The 16,606-nt window shown below is 38.7% G+C and carries 18 protein-coding genes, 1 tRNA gene and 1 pseudogene; 9 read left to right on the forward strand and 11 right to left on the reverse strand.

Going from position 1 to position 16,606, the window contains the following annotated elements; translation table 11 throughout:
* Positions 1-21 precede the first annotated feature (21 nt).
* Both ACWPW6_RS08085 and ACWPW6_RS08090 read right to left on the reverse strand, forming a co-directional pair.
* A pseudogene (locus ACWPW6_RS08085) lies at positions 22-1,382 on the reverse strand (ATP-binding protein).
* Positions 1,372-2,049 carry a response regulator gene (locus tag ACWPW6_RS08090; RefSeq protein ID WP_154622388.1) on the reverse strand — a complete coding sequence of 226 codons (678 nt, stop codon included), beginning with the start codon at positions 2,047-2,049 and terminating at the stop codon, positions 1,372-1,374. The pseudogene ACWPW6_RS08085 and the gene ACWPW6_RS08090 overlap by 11 nt, the downstream one beginning before the upstream one ends.
* A gap of 175 nt (positions 2,050-2,224) precedes the next feature.
* Between ACWPW6_RS08090 and ACWPW6_RS08095 the strand changes: the two genes are divergently transcribed.
* A complete protein-coding gene (locus ACWPW6_RS08095; protein ID WP_250000369.1) occupies positions 2,225-2,467 on the forward strand; it encodes a hypothetical protein in 243 nt (80 codons plus the stop codon).
* A gap of 22 nt (positions 2,468-2,489) precedes the next feature.
* Positions 2,490-3,290, forward strand: a complete 801-nt coding sequence (locus ACWPW6_RS08100) for a MipA/OmpV family protein (RefSeq protein ID WP_154623475.1) — start codon at positions 2,490-2,492, stop codon at positions 3,288-3,290.
* An 84-nt stretch (positions 3,291-3,374) separates the two neighbouring features.
* Here the strand turns inward: ACWPW6_RS08100 and ACWPW6_RS08105 are convergent, their stop codons facing one another.
* On the reverse strand, positions 3,375-3,635 hold the full coding sequence (locus ACWPW6_RS08105) for a DinI-like family protein (RefSeq protein WP_154623476.1): 261 nt from the start codon (positions 3,633-3,635) through the stop codon (positions 3,375-3,377).
* A gap of 258 nt (positions 3,636-3,893) precedes the next feature.
* Here ACWPW6_RS08105 and ACWPW6_RS08110 point away from each other — a divergent pair, with 258 nt between their 5' ends.
* Positions 3,894-4,427: a GNAT family N-acetyltransferase gene (locus ACWPW6_RS08110; protein ID WP_250000371.1), complete on the forward strand. Its 534-nt coding sequence runs from the start codon at positions 3,894-3,896 to the stop codon at positions 4,425-4,427.
* A gap of 21 nt (positions 4,428-4,448) precedes the next feature.
* On the opposite strand, the gene ACWPW6_RS08115 is transcribed toward ACWPW6_RS08110, so the two are convergent.
* Positions 4,449-4,865: a GNAT family N-acetyltransferase gene (locus ACWPW6_RS08115; RefSeq protein ID WP_250000373.1), complete on the reverse strand. Its 417-nt coding sequence runs from the start codon at positions 4,863-4,865 to the stop codon at positions 4,449-4,451.
* A 294-nt stretch (positions 4,866-5,159) separates the two neighbouring features.
* Complete coding sequence (locus ACWPW6_RS08120) at positions 5,160-5,837, reverse strand: DUF1345 domain-containing protein (RefSeq protein ID WP_250000374.1); 678 nt, start codon at positions 5,835-5,837, stop codon at positions 5,160-5,162.
* Between the two features lie 251 nt (positions 5,838-6,088).
* On the opposite strand from ACWPW6_RS08120, the gene ACWPW6_RS08125 reads away from it, so the two are divergent.
* Entirely contained in the window at positions 6,089-6,508 is a 420-nt protein-coding gene (locus ACWPW6_RS08125; protein ID WP_154635578.1) for a hypothetical protein, read from the forward strand.
* A gap of 15 nt (positions 6,509-6,523) precedes the next feature.
* Here ACWPW6_RS08125 and ACWPW6_RS08130 read toward each other — a convergent pair whose 3' ends face one another.
* Positions 6,524-6,727 carry a thiamine biosynthesis protein ApbE gene (locus ACWPW6_RS08130; RefSeq protein ID WP_163861175.1) on the reverse strand — a complete coding sequence of 68 codons (204 nt, stop codon included), beginning with the start codon at positions 6,725-6,727 and terminating at the stop codon, positions 6,524-6,526.
* A gap of 446 nt (positions 6,728-7,173) precedes the next feature.
* Here ACWPW6_RS08130 and ACWPW6_RS08135 point away from each other — a divergent pair, with 446 nt between their 5' ends.
* Positions 7,174-7,500, forward strand: coding sequence for a hypothetical protein (locus tag ACWPW6_RS08135; RefSeq protein WP_154622302.1), 327 nt, complete (start codon positions 7,174-7,176; stop codon positions 7,498-7,500).
* Between the two features lie 197 nt (positions 7,501-7,697).
* Here the strand turns inward: ACWPW6_RS08135 and ACWPW6_RS08140 are convergent.
* The 3 genes from ACWPW6_RS08140 to ACWPW6_RS08150 form a co-directional block, all read right to left on the reverse strand.
* Positions 7,698-7,774: transfer RNA gene (locus ACWPW6_RS08140), tRNA-Pro, on the reverse strand.
* Between the two features lie 72 nt (positions 7,775-7,846).
* Entirely contained in the window at positions 7,847-9,565 is a 1,719-nt protein-coding gene (gene yejM / locus ACWPW6_RS08145) for an LPS biosynthesis-modulating metalloenzyme YejM (protein ID WP_163861318.1), read from the reverse strand.
* 21 nt (positions 9,566-9,586) lie between these two features.
* Complete coding sequence (locus tag ACWPW6_RS08150; RefSeq protein ID WP_154622300.1) at positions 9,587-9,814, reverse strand: YejL family protein; 228 nt, start codon at positions 9,812-9,814, stop codon at positions 9,587-9,589.
* A 242-nt stretch (positions 9,815-10,056) separates the two neighbouring features.
* Between ACWPW6_RS08150 and yejK the strand changes: the two genes are divergently transcribed.
* Complete coding sequence (gene yejK / locus ACWPW6_RS08155; RefSeq protein WP_163861321.1) at positions 10,057-11,058, forward strand: nucleoid-associated protein YejK; 1,002 nt, start codon at positions 10,057-10,059, stop codon at positions 11,056-11,058.
* Positions 11,059-11,145: 87 nt separating this feature from the next.
* Here yejK and rplY read toward each other — a convergent pair whose 3' ends face one another.
* Positions 11,146-11,427 carry a 50S ribosomal protein L25 gene (gene rplY / locus ACWPW6_RS08160; RefSeq protein WP_154622298.1) on the reverse strand — a complete coding sequence of 94 codons (282 nt, stop codon included), beginning with the start codon at positions 11,425-11,427 and terminating at the stop codon, positions 11,146-11,148.
* Positions 11,428-11,590: 163 nt separating this feature from the next.
* Positions 11,591-13,351, reverse strand: a complete 1,761-nt coding sequence (locus ACWPW6_RS08165) for a DEAD/DEAH box helicase (RefSeq protein WP_454209565.1) — start codon at positions 13,349-13,351, stop codon at positions 11,591-11,593.
* A 225-nt stretch (positions 13,352-13,576) separates the two neighbouring features.
* Between ACWPW6_RS08165 and rsuA the strand changes: the two genes are divergently transcribed.
* From rsuA to ACWPW6_RS08180, 3 genes are all read left to right on the forward strand, one after another.
* Positions 13,577-14,281, forward strand: coding sequence for a 16S rRNA pseudouridine(516) synthase RsuA (gene rsuA / locus ACWPW6_RS08170; RefSeq protein WP_154622296.1), 705 nt, complete (start codon positions 13,577-13,579; stop codon positions 14,279-14,281).
* A 105-nt stretch (positions 14,282-14,386) separates the two neighbouring features.
* Positions 14,387-15,574: a Bcr/CflA family multidrug efflux MFS transporter gene (locus ACWPW6_RS08175; protein WP_196713197.1), complete on the forward strand. Its 1,188-nt coding sequence runs from the start codon at positions 14,387-14,389 to the stop codon at positions 15,572-15,574.
* Positions 15,575-16,254: 680 nt separating this feature from the next.
* On the forward strand, positions 16,255-16,596 hold the full coding sequence (locus ACWPW6_RS08180; protein ID WP_163861328.1) for a YejG family protein: 342 nt from the start codon (positions 16,255-16,257) through the stop codon (positions 16,594-16,596).
* Positions 16,597-16,606: the final 10 nt, after the last annotated feature.

Consider the following 16,606-nt stretch of genomic DNA (forward strand, 5'->3'; position numbering starts at 1 on the left):
AACCTAGTTGCAAAAAGGGCGTTAAGGCAAATCGATAATAAAACCAACCCCTTTTTTATCTAGTCCATCGGTGACACGTATCGCTGCATCTATTTTTGTTGCGAGGTTATGAACAATGGATAGACCAAGTCCACTACCTGTTTCTGATGTACCCGGAACACGATAGAAACGTGAAAATATTAATTGGCGGCTTTCTTCTGGAATGCCTCGACCATTATCTTGTACGGTAATCGTTGCGCCGAAAGGCGATAAATCTTTAATTGTGATTTTAATCTTTCCTTTTTTATCACTATATTTAATCGCATTTTCCAGTAAGTTGGTAAAAATTGTTGTTAATGCTAGTTTATCAGTGGTAATAAAGACATTATCTGCACTTTGTAGTTCGATATCGATATCTTGGTTTATAGCATGTGGTACATGCAATGAAGTAATATGAGAAATTAATACAGGTAAGTTAATCTGCTCTTTATTCACAGAAAAGTCTTCAGCCTCTAAGCGTGCTAAATCGATAAGCTGGTGTGATAACGACGACGCTCGATTTAATGCTGCCTGCATGTCGTTAACGATTTCTTCTTTCTCTTTTACATTCTGTATTTGCATCAATAAATGAAGCTGAGCAATGACCGCGGCAATGGGGGTACGGAGTTCATGTGCAGCATCTGCCATAAATCGTTTTTCACGTTGGTTTGCAGCATCAACGCGTGACATGAGATTATTGATTGCCGTAATAATAGGACGAATTTCTTTATACTGCTCTTTTACTGAGATGGGAGTTAAATTCCCCGGTTTGCGGCTAGCGATAATCGTTGCAGCTTGTCTTAGCGGTCTTAAACTAAAATAAGCGGTGATGATAATTGCAATTAGCATGATGCCTAATATAAATAATAAAGGTATTGCAGTACCTTCAGCGGGGCTACCTATTATTGATTTCCTGTCAAAGTAAGACTCCCCAAGGATCACCTCGATGGAGTGTTCATCATTCCATGCGAAGGTAAAGTGCCAATTAGGATACTGTTTTTTGAGGTCATTGAACAAAATATTATCGGTTATTTTGATTTGGTCACTATTGCGATATAACACATCACCATGTTGGTTACGCACGGCAACAAATGGTCTATAGGATACCTCTAAACCATTTTCCATTGCGTCAGTATACATTTTTTGCAATGAGGTCATGATACGTTCAAAATATTCTGGGTTATTAGCAACGGTACCTAAAGTAGACGCAAAACCTTCAGTAACGATTTGCTGCTGGAGGTTAAAATCATCATCAATATCAGGTAAATAAAAAAATTGTAACCAACCTACTAATAATACCCATAACAGAATCACTGAGCTTATCTGTAAGAAAAAGTATAGATAAAAAAGGATTTAACTTTCACTTGATTGCGCTTCTTTTTTAAGTAAATAACCGATGCCGCGAATAGTAATAATACGATCTTTACCTATCTTGCGCCGTAAATTGTGAATATGAACTTCAAGTGAATTACTTTCTATTTTATCATCTAACCCAAATAAACGTTGTTCGAGATCCGCTTTACGTACCACGTTATCTGCATTTTTTACTAATTCATATAATAGCTGATATTCTTTTCCTGAAAGCATTAATAGCTGATCATCTAATAGAACTTGATGGTTGATTGGGTTTAGTTGCAAATTATCCAATTGCCAAATTTCTGAAGAAAATCCTGCCATACGACGACTTACGGCTTTAACACGAGAAATAAGCTCAGGCATAGCAAACGGTTTTGTTAAAAAATCATCGGCACCGGAATCTAAACTGGCCACTAAATTATCCATCTGGTTTCGAGCGGTCAGAATAATAATTGGAATTGATTGGCCAGAACGACGCCAAGCAATTAATTCCTCATATCCATCACCATCAGGTAAACCTAAATCTAATAACATGAGATCAAAATTACGTGAATTTAATTGTTGTTTAGCATCGTTAAGTAATCGTACCCAAAGGGGATTAAAACCAGCAAGTTCTAGACCACGACATAATGCTTTGCCTAGTTGGAGATCATCTTCAACTAATAAGATATTCATTTTATCACCTCTCTAGCGTGCAGTATAAGCAGCTAATATTTTTCCGACAATATAACTAAGGTAAATTCAATGAGAGATTTAATGATCTCTTAAGGTTTGTTTAACCCATTTTTAAGGTACGAAGCGCGAATAGGATTACTATTTTAACATCTTTGCAATCCTTGGAATAACTAAAATGAAATTACAATTAATTGAACTCCCTATTTTCGTTACTGTTATTCTTATCTCAATGTTTTTAATGGGAAAAAACTTTAGTCCTTCAAAGAAAATGCTCATGCCAACGCTTTCATTTAATCAGTTAGCTGAGAATACACATACTAGAAATGGTATTGAAAACGAAAGGATAAAAGACGAATTTAAAAAGAATTTGAAGCCCATAAAAGAAATTAAAGCATTTATTCGACAAAAAATTTATTAACAGAACCAGATAGGATATTTTAATGAAACGTTTGTGTTCAGCGGCAATATTAGTCACTGCCTTGTCACCCTACAGTGTTGTCGTCGCAGGGGAGAGTGTCATAGTTTTGGGGGCAGGGGGTTCTGTTATGCCTGCTTATGAAGGATCTAATAAATACTTATTTTCGCCAACCGTTGATGTGAACTACGGATATATTTCCGATGATTACGGCGTATTTAGCTTAGGGTTAGAGGGAGCAGAATGGGCTATTGGTTTAACCGAAAACTTAACGGTTTCCAGTCGGTTAGGTTATGACGCAGGACGAGATGAAAAAATAGGTATTTTGGGTCATAAGAATGAAGATTTAAAAGGTATGGGGGACCTAGATAGCTCCATGCTCGTGGGGGCAGAAATTAATTATTCTATTAATAATTTTCAGCTTTACCTTTCTGCCAATATGGCAACGAAAGATCGCCATTATGGTGGACGAAATATTGGTAGAACTGTCAATGTTGAAATGGGTGGGATTGGTTATTATCAGTTTAGTCATCGGTGGGATATCGAATATACGCTAGCAACCACCTGGGGGAATAAAGCTTACAATCAAGCTTATTTTGGCGTTTCTCCACTACAGGCGAGCCGTTCCCGTTTTAGTGAATATGATGCGGGGAGTGGATTTAAAGATGTTCATGGAGGCGCTATCCTAAACTATAACTGGAATGAAAATATAACCTTTTACACGGGGGTTGGGGCTTATTATCTTGTCGGTGATGCAGCAAAAAGTTCCATCACGGAGCAACGCCTAGGTTGGGTAGGTTTAGGTGGAGTAAGGTATACTTTTTAATTTATCATTCTGTTGATGATAAACAATAAAGGAATGCTGGACACGATAGACGATATCCAGACATTCCTTTAATTTTATGCATGCTTAATCCTCTAACGTTTGTTCTGGGATCCAGCCATCATCCATCCATATTTCTTCTAATATCTCTTCGATACGAACCTTGTCTTGGGCAAGTTTGGTTCCAGAAATATTAATACGTTGACCAGAGCTAAAACCTACCCGAGTCACCATATCTGGGTATTGTGGGCTGAGTTTGCGCGTTATCTCAGACTCAAGAGCTTGCAACATAATATCACTAGGTTTTTGTGGTGCATTTTTATCAAATAAAATTTCAATGCGTAACATAGTCGCCTCTAACTAATACTGTGTTTGTATACAGTATTTTTAGATTGAGTCACGAATAAAGTCAATATCAGATCGATAATATTTTTTCAATGACACATAGAATATGTGCAACCACGGTTTTTTACTTTTTAAAGTTAAAATAAAACAATGCGCTAGTAAGGGTTAACACTGGATAAAAACTTAAAATGAGTTGCCTAGAAAAAGAGAATAAGTATGCTAAATAGGTTTTTTTAAGATGATAGGATAGGTTCAGGTCGCATGCTCACAGTAACAAGGTTGACTAGCAGAAACGTTTTAGAAATAGCAAATGTAAACCAACTGTATGATTCAGCATTCCCCGCTCATGAAAAAAGAAGTTATCAAGGGCGGCAAAGTATCCTTAGTCATGAGGATTATTATTTATACTATTTTTCTGATAACGGTATTTTTATTGGCTTTATAGGCAGTTGGAGAGTCGATGATTTCTTTTATGTTGAACATCTTGCAGTTTCATCGGCTCTAAGGGGGCAGGGTTATGGTCAAAAGGTCATACAGTTATTTGCTAAACAGGTGAACAACATTATCTTGGAAATTGATCCTGTCATTGATGAAATTAGTCAAAAGCGATTACGTTTTTATCTGCATTGTGGATTTAAACAAAATGAATATGCACATATTCATCCTAGTTATCACCCAGAGTTTAAACCTCATCAGTTGGAAATATTGAGTTATCCAATAAAAATCAACCCGCAAATATATCAACGATTTTATCAAAAATTAATCAATGTTGTTATGCAACCTTCTTTACTCTAAAAATAAGATGTTGCCAATTAACTAGGTTAATTGGCAAAAGTAAATAAGTTCGGGATCCCCCTCATCAAGATTATCGATGAAGCCACTTGGTTTGAATTGGGCTTTATCGAGTAATCGTTGCATCGGAGTATTTGACTGGTTAGTCGATGTAAATATTTTTTGAGTAAGGCAAGTCTGTTTAAGTTGTTGTAGCAATGAAAGACCAGCACCTTGCTGTCGAAAGGCTTGATTAACCATTATCATTTCAATAAAAGCACATTCAAAAAACTGGTAGTGTAATACCCCATAAGCGATAATTTGGTTCTGTTGTTCAATCAGGTAACAATGTTTGTTGTTGACCCATTGAGATATTTTTTGCGCTCGTTCTGCCGTTGTGACACTATCAAGCTGAATGAGGGATGCTATATCAGGGGGGGTTGCTAGTCGAAATATGTGCAATGAGTATTCCTTATTGATAAACATGACTGAATTGTAAATGTGCTTAAATGAGGTATGGCTGCGATGATAAACAGTGCTAATTTAGTGAATAAATAAAACACAATGGGTTATTTCTATGAAAATAATCAAAAAACTAGTCAATATGTTGGTTATTGTCTTACTGTCTTTATGATAGTCATCTTTGGTGTGCCGCCATCTGAATGTGAAAAAGAGATGCAAAACGATAAATAAAATTGTGTTGCACTGACTACTTGCTCAGTTTGGGGATGTTTTCGCATTTTCAGTTTAAATCAGTTAGAACAAGCTTGCGGAGATATTGATACATAATCCGAGTATAGCCATATTGAAAATAAAAGAGATGATAGATTGTAATAAAACAGCACGGCGCATAGGTGTCGATGCAACCTCAATGTCTGCTGTTTGTGATGCAACAGCAATAGTAAAAGAAAAATACATAAAGTCAGAGTAGCTCGGTTCGAGTAATTTATCTGGAAAACGTAACCATGGCTGCTGCGGATTAGCATTACTATAATATAAGTGTGCATAGTGCATCGTAAAACCGGTGGGAAGAAGTAGCCATGATGAAATTAAAGTCGACGCTGTGAGTGCATAAGGGATGAATTTATCTGACTTAGAGAAATCACCATGACCGCCTAATGCAAAAAATAAAACTAATAAGCTTACACAGCATCCTGCAACCAAAAAGAAAATAACCATTTGAGCACTTTCGTCTTCAACTTTCGTGATTTCACGGATGTTTTTAGCTTTGTGATTCATAATACGCACAAAAAGAAATAATAAATACATCCAGGCAAAAGCATTCCAGCTGATGATCAAACTCATCATAGTATTTTGATAAGAGAGTAGTGCGATAAAAGTAGCGAAGGCAACAAATAATGAAATAATAAAGCGTGGGCGAGAGAGAAACACATGACGAAAAAGGCGCATAACGCGTATCGCGTAATGTAACATGACACATACCTTAATAAATATAAAAATAATATTTATTATATCAAATGTTTGAGCCTATGTAGCAATAATACAAGCCCATAATAGGGGGGGATTTCAAGTAAATACATTGCCAATAAACTATATCGACACATTAAATTTACTTTATGTGGAAAATAGGACTGTGTTACGTTATAAATTTATCGATAGCAGAATCTATTTGCTATTTTGAATCGTCAGTATCGTTATTTTATTATTATTTAGATGATCATTTTATGAATAAAATATTTTATATCATCATTGGATTATTCCTGCTCGGTGCGGCATTTTTATTTGGCATGTCAGTCGTCTATAAAAATGAAATTAGTATGATAGAACGGGTCGAGCGTGCAGTATTAGGTTATTTAGATAACCCTAAAGCGGAATCGTTTAAAAACGTCACCTATTATTTTGACAAAATATCACATAATGGTGGCGAGGTAGGGTATGTTTGTGGTTTTGTATCACGACACTATGATTTTTCAAGAGAAACAGAAGATAAGCGCTTTATCGTAAAAACCTATATACGCCCTGACGGCACAGTCCATATTTCCATCCCAATTATTGATGGGGTAGATGAAATGTTGACGGAAGAGCAAATTGATAATTTATGGAATAAGTTCTGCAAGGGACCGTCAACAGATTTACCTGCGTGATGGCGATAGTTATCTCTAAATAGCTTTATCAATTGATTTTTCAATCGATTTACAGACAGGGGAAGTCCCTGTTGCTTGCTCAATTTTGGCAGGTAACTTTCCTTCGGGAGGATCAATTTGAATCGTGCATCCATTTTGATCAGACACTTGTTTCGTTGCTGTTGAGCAACCTAACATTAGGGTTACTGCAATTAGAATGCATGAAGTTTTTATATTCACGGTTTTGACTCTTTCAATGGAAGTAATAAATTTGCTATAAATACTTTAATAAATCGAAAAATATATTGTTAGTTTTAATAAAAATCAACTAAACAATAATGACCATCTTAATAAGAGCCTTGCTCTGACTATATATTTAGATGATGCAATACGCTTATTCAACTTATTGTAGTCATTTTAATATGATGAGTATATTAAAATGAAAAAAATAATAAAGGGCATAAAAGTGGTTCAATAATTTTTATTTGAGTTAAGTGTTTAGTGAAAATAAAAATTGATATTCATAATGATGGATAACGAGGATTATCTTATTTTGATGATCTCACGGCGTGGTTTCTATAATTATTAAAGTCACGACTCATCATCCAAAATAGGCGCTGGTGTTTTATTGCCTGAGCTCTGCATTTATCCTAATATTCACATACTTAACTTAAAGATGGTGATGTATGAAAAAGAGATTAGTCATTTTATTTTTAGGTTTGCTTTCATTTGGCTCAGTTGCTGAAATCACAGAAGATGACAAAGTGCCAGACATGGCTGCAAGTATTAATCGTCAAAAAGCGCTCCTCTGTGGTGAATTTAAGGAAGCGGTTAAAAGTCGTACCTGCAAGCGCTTGGTTGATAACATGGTATCCATGGCATATTTCCAAGGGCAGGTGAGTGTGAAGTGCAAGCAAAAAGCTGATGATCCTGAGTTCAAGAAAGTACCAAAGATTGATGAATTTTGTGGGAAAGCTGAGAATCTAATAAGTGACTTAAGCCCTAATGAATAATCCACTCCGGCAGGCTTTTTATTTACTTCAATTTGCATTCCCGCCAAGCTAACACTGAGTGGGGGCTAGTCTGTCCTTGGGCTGAGTGGGATGAAACGTTGGTGTAATCATGTCAGGACTTTTGCCGCCATTTTACCTTTTGAAAATTTCAGGCACAAAAAAACCAACCTCTTACGGTTGGTTTTTTTAGGGAATTCTGGTCGGCATGAGAGGATTTGAACCTCCGACCCCCGACACCCCATGACGGTGCGCTACCAAGCTGCGCTACATGCCGAACTGCCATAATAGTACTCATTTTCCCCATTAAAGCAAGACTTGAGTTGCACGACTGATTGATTTTTAAACGTTAATTTTCATTAAATCGCTTAAGCTCAGTAAAGATTTTTAGTAGCTGAGCAAGATCCGGTTTTTGGTCTTTCATTTCTTTACCCTGCAAGTCATAGATACTAAATTGACCATTTTTATCCATATATAAGGTTGCATCATCCGTTGTGATCACGACATCGTTATCATCCCCAGTAATGATCCAAGGGAATTTACGTTCTGGGCTGAATAAATCCTCGCCTTGGCTGTAGTCATCTGGGGAGTTAGAGACATGCAGCAACCGTTGCATAATTGTTGTCAATACATCTTGATGACTGGTGAGCTTATCAATTTGCTGGCTAGGTGTATTCGGCCAATAGATAAATAATGGAACTTGCATTTTTTCACGTGCAAAACGTTTCTGATTAAACCAGTCAGTGGTTTCGGATTGCTCAGCACCATTATAATTCGCGGTAATCACCACGATAGTATTTTTCATCCGCCCATCACGTATCAATGTTTCAATAACTTGATTGATTTGGGCATCCGTTTGTTGACTACCTGGCTGGCCTTTTATGTTCAAAAATGAGAACCAAGGCGATTCGTTTTTCAAATTAGTCAGCCATGACGTCCATTGTGTAATGGTCTGCGCGTCGCTATCGGCTGCTTTTGCTGGCAACGAATAATCCGCCAAGATAGCTTGACGAAACAGCGGTGAATTAAACCCATCGGTAGAGAACAGACCGAATTGATAGCCTTGATGTTGTAACGCCTGTATGAGTACAGAAGCATTACGTTCATTCAGAATATTATCAAAGTAGCTAGCTGAAATACCGTAGAACAGGCCGAATAGAGCCGTATCATTACGTAAACCAGTCGTATAATGGTTAGTAAACTCGGTACTCATATCTTTAAAGGCGTTCAACGATGACATGTCATCTTGCTGCTTTTTATCGCCTAAATCGTCCACCACAATGAGCAGTAAATTATAGCCTATACCTTGGTCATAGTAGCTAAGTGGTTTCAATGGGTACTGGACTTTTAACGCCGTAGGGCTACCTTGTTGGAATACACGATTTTGATGTTCGGATAAGTCTAACAGTCCATATCGGTCAAGGAGTTTTCTGGCGGTCATAGGCTGAGACAGTGGGTAGTTATAGCGCTGCATCGTGATAGGACGATAAAAATTGGCATCTGACCATGCATACATCAAATGAGACATAACAAAGGTCGCGATGAAAAATCCGGCTAAAGGCTTACCAAAAGTTTGTCGGTTCAGACTACGTAATTTTTGCCAACTCCAAGTTGCGAATAACATTTGCACTAAGAAGATGATCGGAATAACAATAAACATAAGTTGCCATTCACGTGCCATTTCCCCTTGTTCAGGGTTAATGACGAGATCCCATACTTGTGGTGTTAGATGCAGGCCAAATTGGCTAAAGACACGAATATCAAAGATTAGCAATGTGGTGCCAGCAGTCGCAAGGGCAACACAAATTAGCCTCAGCAACCGCTGAGACATGACAATAAAGGTCAGTGGAAAAACGATGAGTAAGTAGCAAGCAAAGACAACGAAGCTAAAATGTCCTATCCAACTGACGAAGGCAAAAATACGCCCAGCAAGTGTGTCGGGCCAATCAAAAATAAACAGATAGCTACTACTTAGTCCCAGACTAAGTAGGATATTGAAAAGAGCAAACCAGTGCCCCCAACTGATCATCTGGGAGACTTTGTCACGGTAGCGCTGATGGGTCACCATACTGTTTATTTCATTATCTATTTAGTGGGATTTGTCATCTTTAACAGAAGACAGTAAAGCATTGGCGAAAGAGTCTGCAATCATTTTACGCTGTGCTGGTGCAACTGACGTGTTGAGCAGATTGGTCACCATATTGCCTAACACCATAAGTGAGAGATCTACAGGAGTATGGTTTTTTTCTAACACGCTGACAAGTTCAGCAAGTAGAGTTTCAACTTTTTCATCGCTATAGCGAGATGACTGTGGCATAAATTCTGACATCCTAAATTAGTAAAAGCCCACCTATGATAGCGTATAGCGGGATGATTTTCTTCTTTCTTAGCAAGAAATTTATCTTTGAGTGATAATAATGCTTATTAAGATTATTCGAATGAGTATTAGTTCAGCATTTAGGTGTAAAAATAGGCGCAAATGACAGTTTCGGTTGCAGATAAATAGTATCAGTGTTTGAATACGCGCGAGAATATTTCTGCTTGAATAAGGAGCCTACAATGAGTCTGGAAATTTCCCAGATAGCTTTACATCAGTTGATTAAACGTGATGAACAGACACTTGAAGTGATGTTGCGCGATTCTTTATTGTCAACCGATAACGTTGTACAAGACATGATGGCAGAATTACACCGAGTATATAGCGCAAAAAGTAAAGCTTTTGGTGAGTTTAATGAAGAAAGCGAACTGGCCGATGCGTTGAAACTGTTGCGTAAAGGTGAAGAAGAATTTCTTGGCTTTAGTCGAGCAATGACCGTGCGTTTAAAAGATGAATTGGCTAAATATCCCTTTGCTGAAGGTGGGGTCGTGTTATTTTGCCAATACCGTTATCTTGCTGTTGAATATTTATTAATCGCGGTGCTCAGTAGTTGCGATAGTATGTTTGTAACCGACAGCCTCGATTTATCGACCACGCATTATCTCGATATTCCTCATGCAGACATTGTTGCTCGTATCGATTTAACGGAATGGGAAACCAATCCCGAATCTACACGCTATTTAACCTTTTTAAAAGGGCGTGTTGGTCGTAAAGTATCTGATTTTTTTATGGATTTCTTGGCTGCGTCAGAAGGCTTGAATGCAAAAGTACAGAATAAAGGGCTAGTGCAGGCGCTCGATGATTTTTGCGATAATGCGCAAATGGATAAGAACACACGTCAAGCTTATCGTCAGCAAGTGCATGCATATTGTACGGAACAGTTACAATCCGGCGAAGAAATTGAGTTACAAGCACTGTCTAATGAATTACCAATAGTAGAAGAACAGAGTTTTGGTGATTTTGCCCGTCAAAATGATTATCAGTTAGAAGACAGTTTTCCTGCGGATAGAGGCACATTAAAACAGCTGACTAAATTCTCGGGGAGTGGCGGGGGAATCACGATCAGTTTTGATGCGATGTTGATGGGAGAACGTATTTTTTGGGATCCGGTGACGGATACTCTGACTATTCGTGGTACACCACCGAATTTACGTGATCAGCTACAGCGTCGTGGTGGAAAATAAGCGTATGTTGAAAATAAATAACGCCGCAATTGCGGCGTTATTTACTCGGCGTCCCGATAAATTCTAAAGCTCGGCTTGTGGCTTTAATTAAACGCGCAGGAAGTCAATGTGCGTCACTTTTGGTTTGAACGGGTGACGTTGAACAGCCTGAACTTTGACTTTAGTTTCTTTACCATCGATAACCAGGTTCAGAACTTCATAAAATTCTGCTTTACCTTCTTGGTTAATCACTTCATCGTGGCTAAGAGTCACAGAGATAGCTTCTTGGTTGCCACCGTAAACGATAGCTGGAAGCTGGTTTGCTCTGCGCAGGCGGCGGCTCGCACCCTTACCCTGCTCTTTACGTGCAATTGCATTGATAGTTAACATTACTATTTCTCTATACAAGAAAAAAATAAAATCCTGCTACAGGCGACCCAGCAGCAGGTTCGATATTTGGCTTGGTGTTGTTGAAATACGCTAATGCGAAACATCCAAGCGGGCGGCATTTTAACGGAAAATGCCTACAACGGCAATCATAATCTAATTAACATCAAGAATAGAGTTGGTCAGCAACGCGGAAGCGTCCTTGATAATCGAATATTTTTTGGCGGATCTCCCAATAACTTTCTTTTTTACGAGCAACAATAAATTGCGGGTATCGTAATGCGGACTGTTGGGTAACGATATCATGGGCTGACGACCATTTGAAAGGAACGCCAGGCGCTCGTAAGTGTTCACGCAAGAAACGATGCTCAAATGCACGACGTTGTGGTGTTGTATGAAGGCGAAAACGTTCTGAGACAGAAGTACCATCCTCATCATAATAGGTGATTTTTAACCATTCACCTTTATTATCGCGACCTGTTGTCATCTCCATTCCACCACAACGTAAAATTAAAGCATCTTTTAGTTTCAATGCGGCTTTTAGCATATCGTCAGGATCCGATAGCACCTCATCACATTTTTGACAGCGTCGTGCAGCGATATCATTTTCTGCTCCACAGTGAGGGCATTGCTTAAAACGAAAACGAAATTCACATTGTTGCTTGTGTCCTAACGCATTTTCTTCCCAACCTTGGCAACGGCGGCCATAGTGCTCAATAATTTGGCCATCTTCTGTGCATTTTCCCCAAAAAGTATTCGCAAATTGACAGAGTGGACAAAAAACTTGTACAGGCACACTATTCGAATTAGGTTTGCTTGAACCAACTTCAGGGCGAAATAAGTCATGAGGATTACCCGCGTAGTCTAAAATCAAACACTGAGATTTATTAGGTGATAATCGCAAACCACGTCCAACAATCTGTTGGTATAAACTAACCGATTCAGTAGGGCGTAAAATGGCGATAACATCCACATGAGGGGCATCGAAACCGGTTGTTAATACGGAGACGTTAACTAAAAAATGCAATTGTTTATTTTTAAATTGTTGGATAATCGCTTCACGTTCCATCGCCGGTGTGTCTGCGGTGACTAAGGCGGCAGTATTTTGGGGGAGATAGCTGAGTACCTCTTTTGCGTGTTCGACAGTTGCAGCAAAAATCATGCAGCCTTGTCGTGGTGTCGCATAGTCAACGATTTGAGCCACAATCTTCGGCGTAATGCGTTTTTGTTTTTGGATAGAAAGATTGAGTTCATGTTCATTGAAAATGCCCGCGGAACTGAGTGACACCTTGCTAAAATCATATTGCAGTACAGGCATGTCGAGACGTTCAGGCGGTACTAAGAAATGATTTTTAATCATATAGTGTAACGGTAATTCGTAAATACATTCGCGGAAAAAGCAATTTTCATCACCTCTGACCATGCCATGATAATGATATTGGTAAATCCAGCCTGAACCTAGTCGATAAGGCGTAGCGGTCAGCCCTAGAATTTTTAGCGTTGGATTATATTGGCTAAGGCTATTGATAATTTGTTGGTATTGGCTTTTTTTATTTCCGCTAATACGGTGGCACTCATCAATAATGACCAGTGAAAAGTTGTCATGAAAGCTTTCTAGGTTGCGCGCGACAGATTGTACGCTGCCAAAGACCACTTTGCTGTGGGATTGTTTACGATTTAAACCCGCAGCAAAAATATCCGCTTCTAGGCCATAAGCCCTATATTTAGCATGATTTTGTTCAACAAGCTCTTTGACGTGAGCTAACACAAGCACTCTTCCTTGAGCTAAGCGAGCAAGTTCGGCTATCACTAGGCTTTTTCCTGCGCCTGTAGGTAGCACAATAACAGCAGGTTGCGTGTGCTGGCGAAAGTAGTGAATCGTCGCATCGACAGCATCTTGTTGATAGGGGCGGAGAACAAAAGGCATATTATTCAGCATTAATTAAAAATAGTGAGTCTCTCAGTGTTAAATTTAGGTTAACACAATGGCATGAGCTAAAAACACCACATAATTTTGAGACGCTATCACTTGTGATTAGTTATTGATATAATAAAAGATGTGAACATAATCACAATAACCTTTCAATTTTATTTCTAACAACTTGGCCGCTTTATAGGGTTGAGTTGCTATTCCATCAAATTAAGAGAATTTATGCGACTGGATAAGTTTTTGTCCCAGCAATTAGGGATTAGTCGGAGTCTGGTAACTCGCGAGCTACGTGCAGGAAAAGTCACTGTCGACGATGAAATTGTTAAATCAGGTGCGCTACAGATTAGCCCTGAACAGTCGGTTGCTTATGAAGGCAGTGTTTTAGTCCATGTTACAGGTCCTCGTTATTTTATGCTGCATAAGCCTGAAGGCTACGTCTGTTCAACTGACGACCCGACACACCCGACTATTCTCTATTTTATTGATGAACCGTTAGCCGATAAGCTGCATTCGGCAGGACGCCTTGATATCGATACAACAGGGCTTGTGCTATTAACGGATGATGGTCAATGGTCGCATCGTATAACGTCACCTAAACATCATTGTGAAAAGACCTATCGGGTCGAATTAGAACACGATATTGCCGATGATGTCGCACAGCGCTTTGCTGAAGGCGTCATGCTTAATGGTGAAAAATATCCAACTAAACCTGCACAATTAGAAATAATCACGCCCAAAGAAGTCTTATTGACGATCAGCGAAGGTCGCTATCATCAAGTCAAAAGGATGTTTGCGGCTGTTGGAAATCATGTTTGTGGCCTACATCGCGAACGTATTGGTGATATATGGCTAGATGCTGAGTTGGCACCGGGGGAATATCGAGTGCTGACAGAAGATGAAATTAATAGCGTGACAGTTCCGCGCTAAATACCAAACGTAATACAAAAGAAGTTTAGTCATGCGCAGTTTATATACGCTTACTGTGTCATTGGCTCGTGCGCCTTAAGCGGAACGAGATAGGAGTTTAAAAGAGTGCAACAGCAGACATCATCCTACTTAGGATTGATATTAATATTAGGTTTATTATCGATGCTTATGCCTTTGGCCATTGATATGTACCTACCGAGTTTCTTAGCTATGGGTGAGTACTTCAATGTCGATGAAGGGCGCATCCAAATGACGCTAAATAGCTATATATTTGGCTTTGCGATAGGGCAACTGTTTTATGGACCAATGGCGGATAGCCTAGGACGTAAGCCTGTCATTTTAGGTGGTGTTATTGTATTTGCTATCGCATCGGCAGCTTGTGCACTTTCTGAATCCATCGATTCACTCATTCTGTTTAGATTCCTACATGGTTTTGCGGCAGCGGCAGCGAGTGTTGTGATTAACGCATTAATGAGAGATATGTTTACACGCGATGAATTTTCGCGAAGTATGTCTTTTGTCGTGTTAGTGATGACGATTGCGCCTTTACTTGCGCCAATTCTCGGCGGAGAAATGATGCGTTGGTTCTCATGGCACGCTATTTTCTGGAGTATTGCGATTGCTGCTGTTTTAGCTGTTATTCTAGTTAGCTTATTTATACGTGAAACGTTGCCTGTTGAGAAACGTCAGCCATTCCATTTAGGTAATACCTTAAAACAATTTGCGACCTTGTTTCGTGCAAAGCAGGTTCTATTTTATATCCTCGCAAGTTCATTTTCATTTTCAGGCATGTTTTCATTCTTGAATGCAGGGCCATTTGTCTATATTGAGCTTAACGGTGTATCTCCTCAAGATTTCGGTTACTTTTTTGGTGTTAATATTGTTTTCTTATTTTTAATGACAACTTTAAATAGCCGTTATGTAAGACGCTTTGGTGCGGAGCATATGCTCTACCTTGGAATTATTGTGCAATTTACCATGGGTATTTGGTTATTAGCCACAACAGCACTTGATGTCGGTTTCTGGGCTTTAGTGCTTGGTGTTGCTGTCTATGTCAGTGGCATTGCGATGATCACGTCTAATGCGATGGCGGTGATTTTGGATAACTACCCACATATTGCAGGAACCGTATCTTCATTAGCGGGAACGATTCGCTTTTCGATTGCGGCGTTAATTGGCTCATTGATATCGTTGATTCCGGCTAAATCCGCGTGGCCGATGGTTGGCTCGATGGTCGCTTGTGTTGCCTTTTCTATGTTATTTGTTTTATTAGCTAAACGCGCTAAAAAATAAACGACGATCAGTTTCTATCATGTCAAGCGGCTTCTGTTGTTTTAAGCCGCTTACCCGCATTAATTTCAGTTAGTCACCATATTTATTTGAATAGTGTTAAGTAAAAATTAACTACTCGATAAAACCGAATTCATCCTCAGTAAAATTAGAATTTCTGTATAAAAATGATCTGGGTCAACTATCATTTGATTAACGTTTGTTAAATTTATGTATTAAACTAAGCTGATTGGAGTTAAGTGAAAAATTGGTTGAGATGATGATTTTTATTCAAAATAACTCAGTTTATTATTAACCTCCGTTTAGTAATGTAAAAAAAATGGCTAATAGTTAGTCTTAATGTTGAATTTCAATAGTAAAAAAAATTTAAAGTTTAACATTCTGGGTAAAAAAATTCGTATGCAAGGATTTGTGTCACAAAAATTTAACGACACGAGCAATAATTAATGTTATATTTAGGTATGATAATTTAACAAACACGTTACTTTTGTGAGTTGTAGCGAATTCGGTTTGAACGAGGTTTGATGAAGTTTACTGAGCTCTAAGGATTAACTTAGAGGAGGGAGAATCAAATTGCTTAGGAGTAGGGGGGATTTATGGAAAAAACTCTACTCAGCGTTGATTAGGTAAATGGATCTCGTTCAGCAAATAATATGATGGTTAGGTAGCAATAGGAATTTGTTGTGGAAAAATCAGGTCTTTCGGTAGTGCACAGGCTGCCGCAAAGCTACCGCTGGTTATCTGGAAAAATAGGGACTGATGTTGAAGTGGTACCTACAGATGATTTTGGTAGCGATAAACTTGTGGGGCTGAAATTACTCAGTCATGACTGTGCGACAGATTGCATCGCAATGAAGCAGTTATCAGAATCATTGTCTGAATTGCAAATTGAAAGTGCAATTTTAGAGTGGCAAAAAGAAGTTTGCCTCTTTATTCATGCAAATGATGAGCTTGCGGCAATGTGTCGCTTAAAGGCCGATGGCGTTGCTATTGCCGAGCTTGGATCAGGTTTCTATTCGTCTTAATAAAACCGTA

The organism is Providencia sp. Marseille-Q8014, from assembly GCF_965112055.1.

Bases quoted from the DNA above. Each gene is read 5' to 3' on its own strand.
- ACWPW6_RS08090 (WP_154622388.1), bottom strand. From the start codon at position 2,049: ATGAATATCTTATTAGTTGAAGATGATCTCCAACTAGGCAAAGCATTA.
- ACWPW6_RS08095 (WP_250000369.1), top strand. From the start codon at position 2,225: ATGAAATTACAATTAATTGAACTCCCTATTTTCGTTACTGTTATTCTT.
- ACWPW6_RS08100 (WP_154623475.1), top strand. From the start codon at position 2,490: ATGAAACGTTTGTGTTCAGCGGCAATATTAGTCACTGCCTTGTCACCC.
- ACWPW6_RS08105 (WP_154623476.1), bottom strand. From the start codon at position 3,635: ATGTTACGCATTGAAATTTTATTTGATAAAAATGCACCACAAAAACCT.
- ACWPW6_RS08110 (WP_250000371.1), top strand. From the start codon at position 3,894: ATGCTCACAGTAACAAGGTTGACTAGCAGAAACGTTTTAGAAATAGCA.
- ACWPW6_RS08120 (WP_250000374.1), bottom strand. From the start codon at position 5,837: ATGTTACATTACGCGATACGCGTTATGCGCCTTTTTCGTCATGTGTTT.
- ACWPW6_RS08125 (WP_154635578.1), top strand. From the start codon at position 6,089: ATGAATAAAATATTTTATATCATCATTGGATTATTCCTGCTCGGTGCG.
- ACWPW6_RS08135 (WP_154622302.1), top strand. From the start codon at position 7,174: ATGAAAAAGAGATTAGTCATTTTATTTTTAGGTTTGCTTTCATTTGGC.
- yejM (WP_163861318.1), bottom strand. From the start codon at position 9,565: ATGGTGACCCATCAGCGCTACCGTGACAAAGTCTCCCAGATGATCAGT.
- ACWPW6_RS08150 (WP_154622300.1), bottom strand. From the start codon at position 9,814: ATGCCACAGTCATCTCGCTATAGCGATGAAAAAGTTGAAACTCTACTT.
- yejK (WP_163861321.1), top strand. From the start codon at position 10,057: ATGAGTCTGGAAATTTCCCAGATAGCTTTACATCAGTTGATTAAACGT.
- rplY (WP_154622298.1), bottom strand. From the start codon at position 11,427: ATGTTAACTATCAATGCAATTGCACGTAAAGAGCAGGGTAAGGGTGCG.
- ACWPW6_RS08165 (WP_454209565.1), bottom strand. From the start codon at position 13,351: ATGCCTTTTGTTCTCCGCCCCTATCAACAAGATGCTGTCGATGCGACG.
- rsuA (WP_154622296.1), top strand. From the start codon at position 13,577: ATGCGACTGGATAAGTTTTTGTCCCAGCAATTAGGGATTAGTCGGAGT.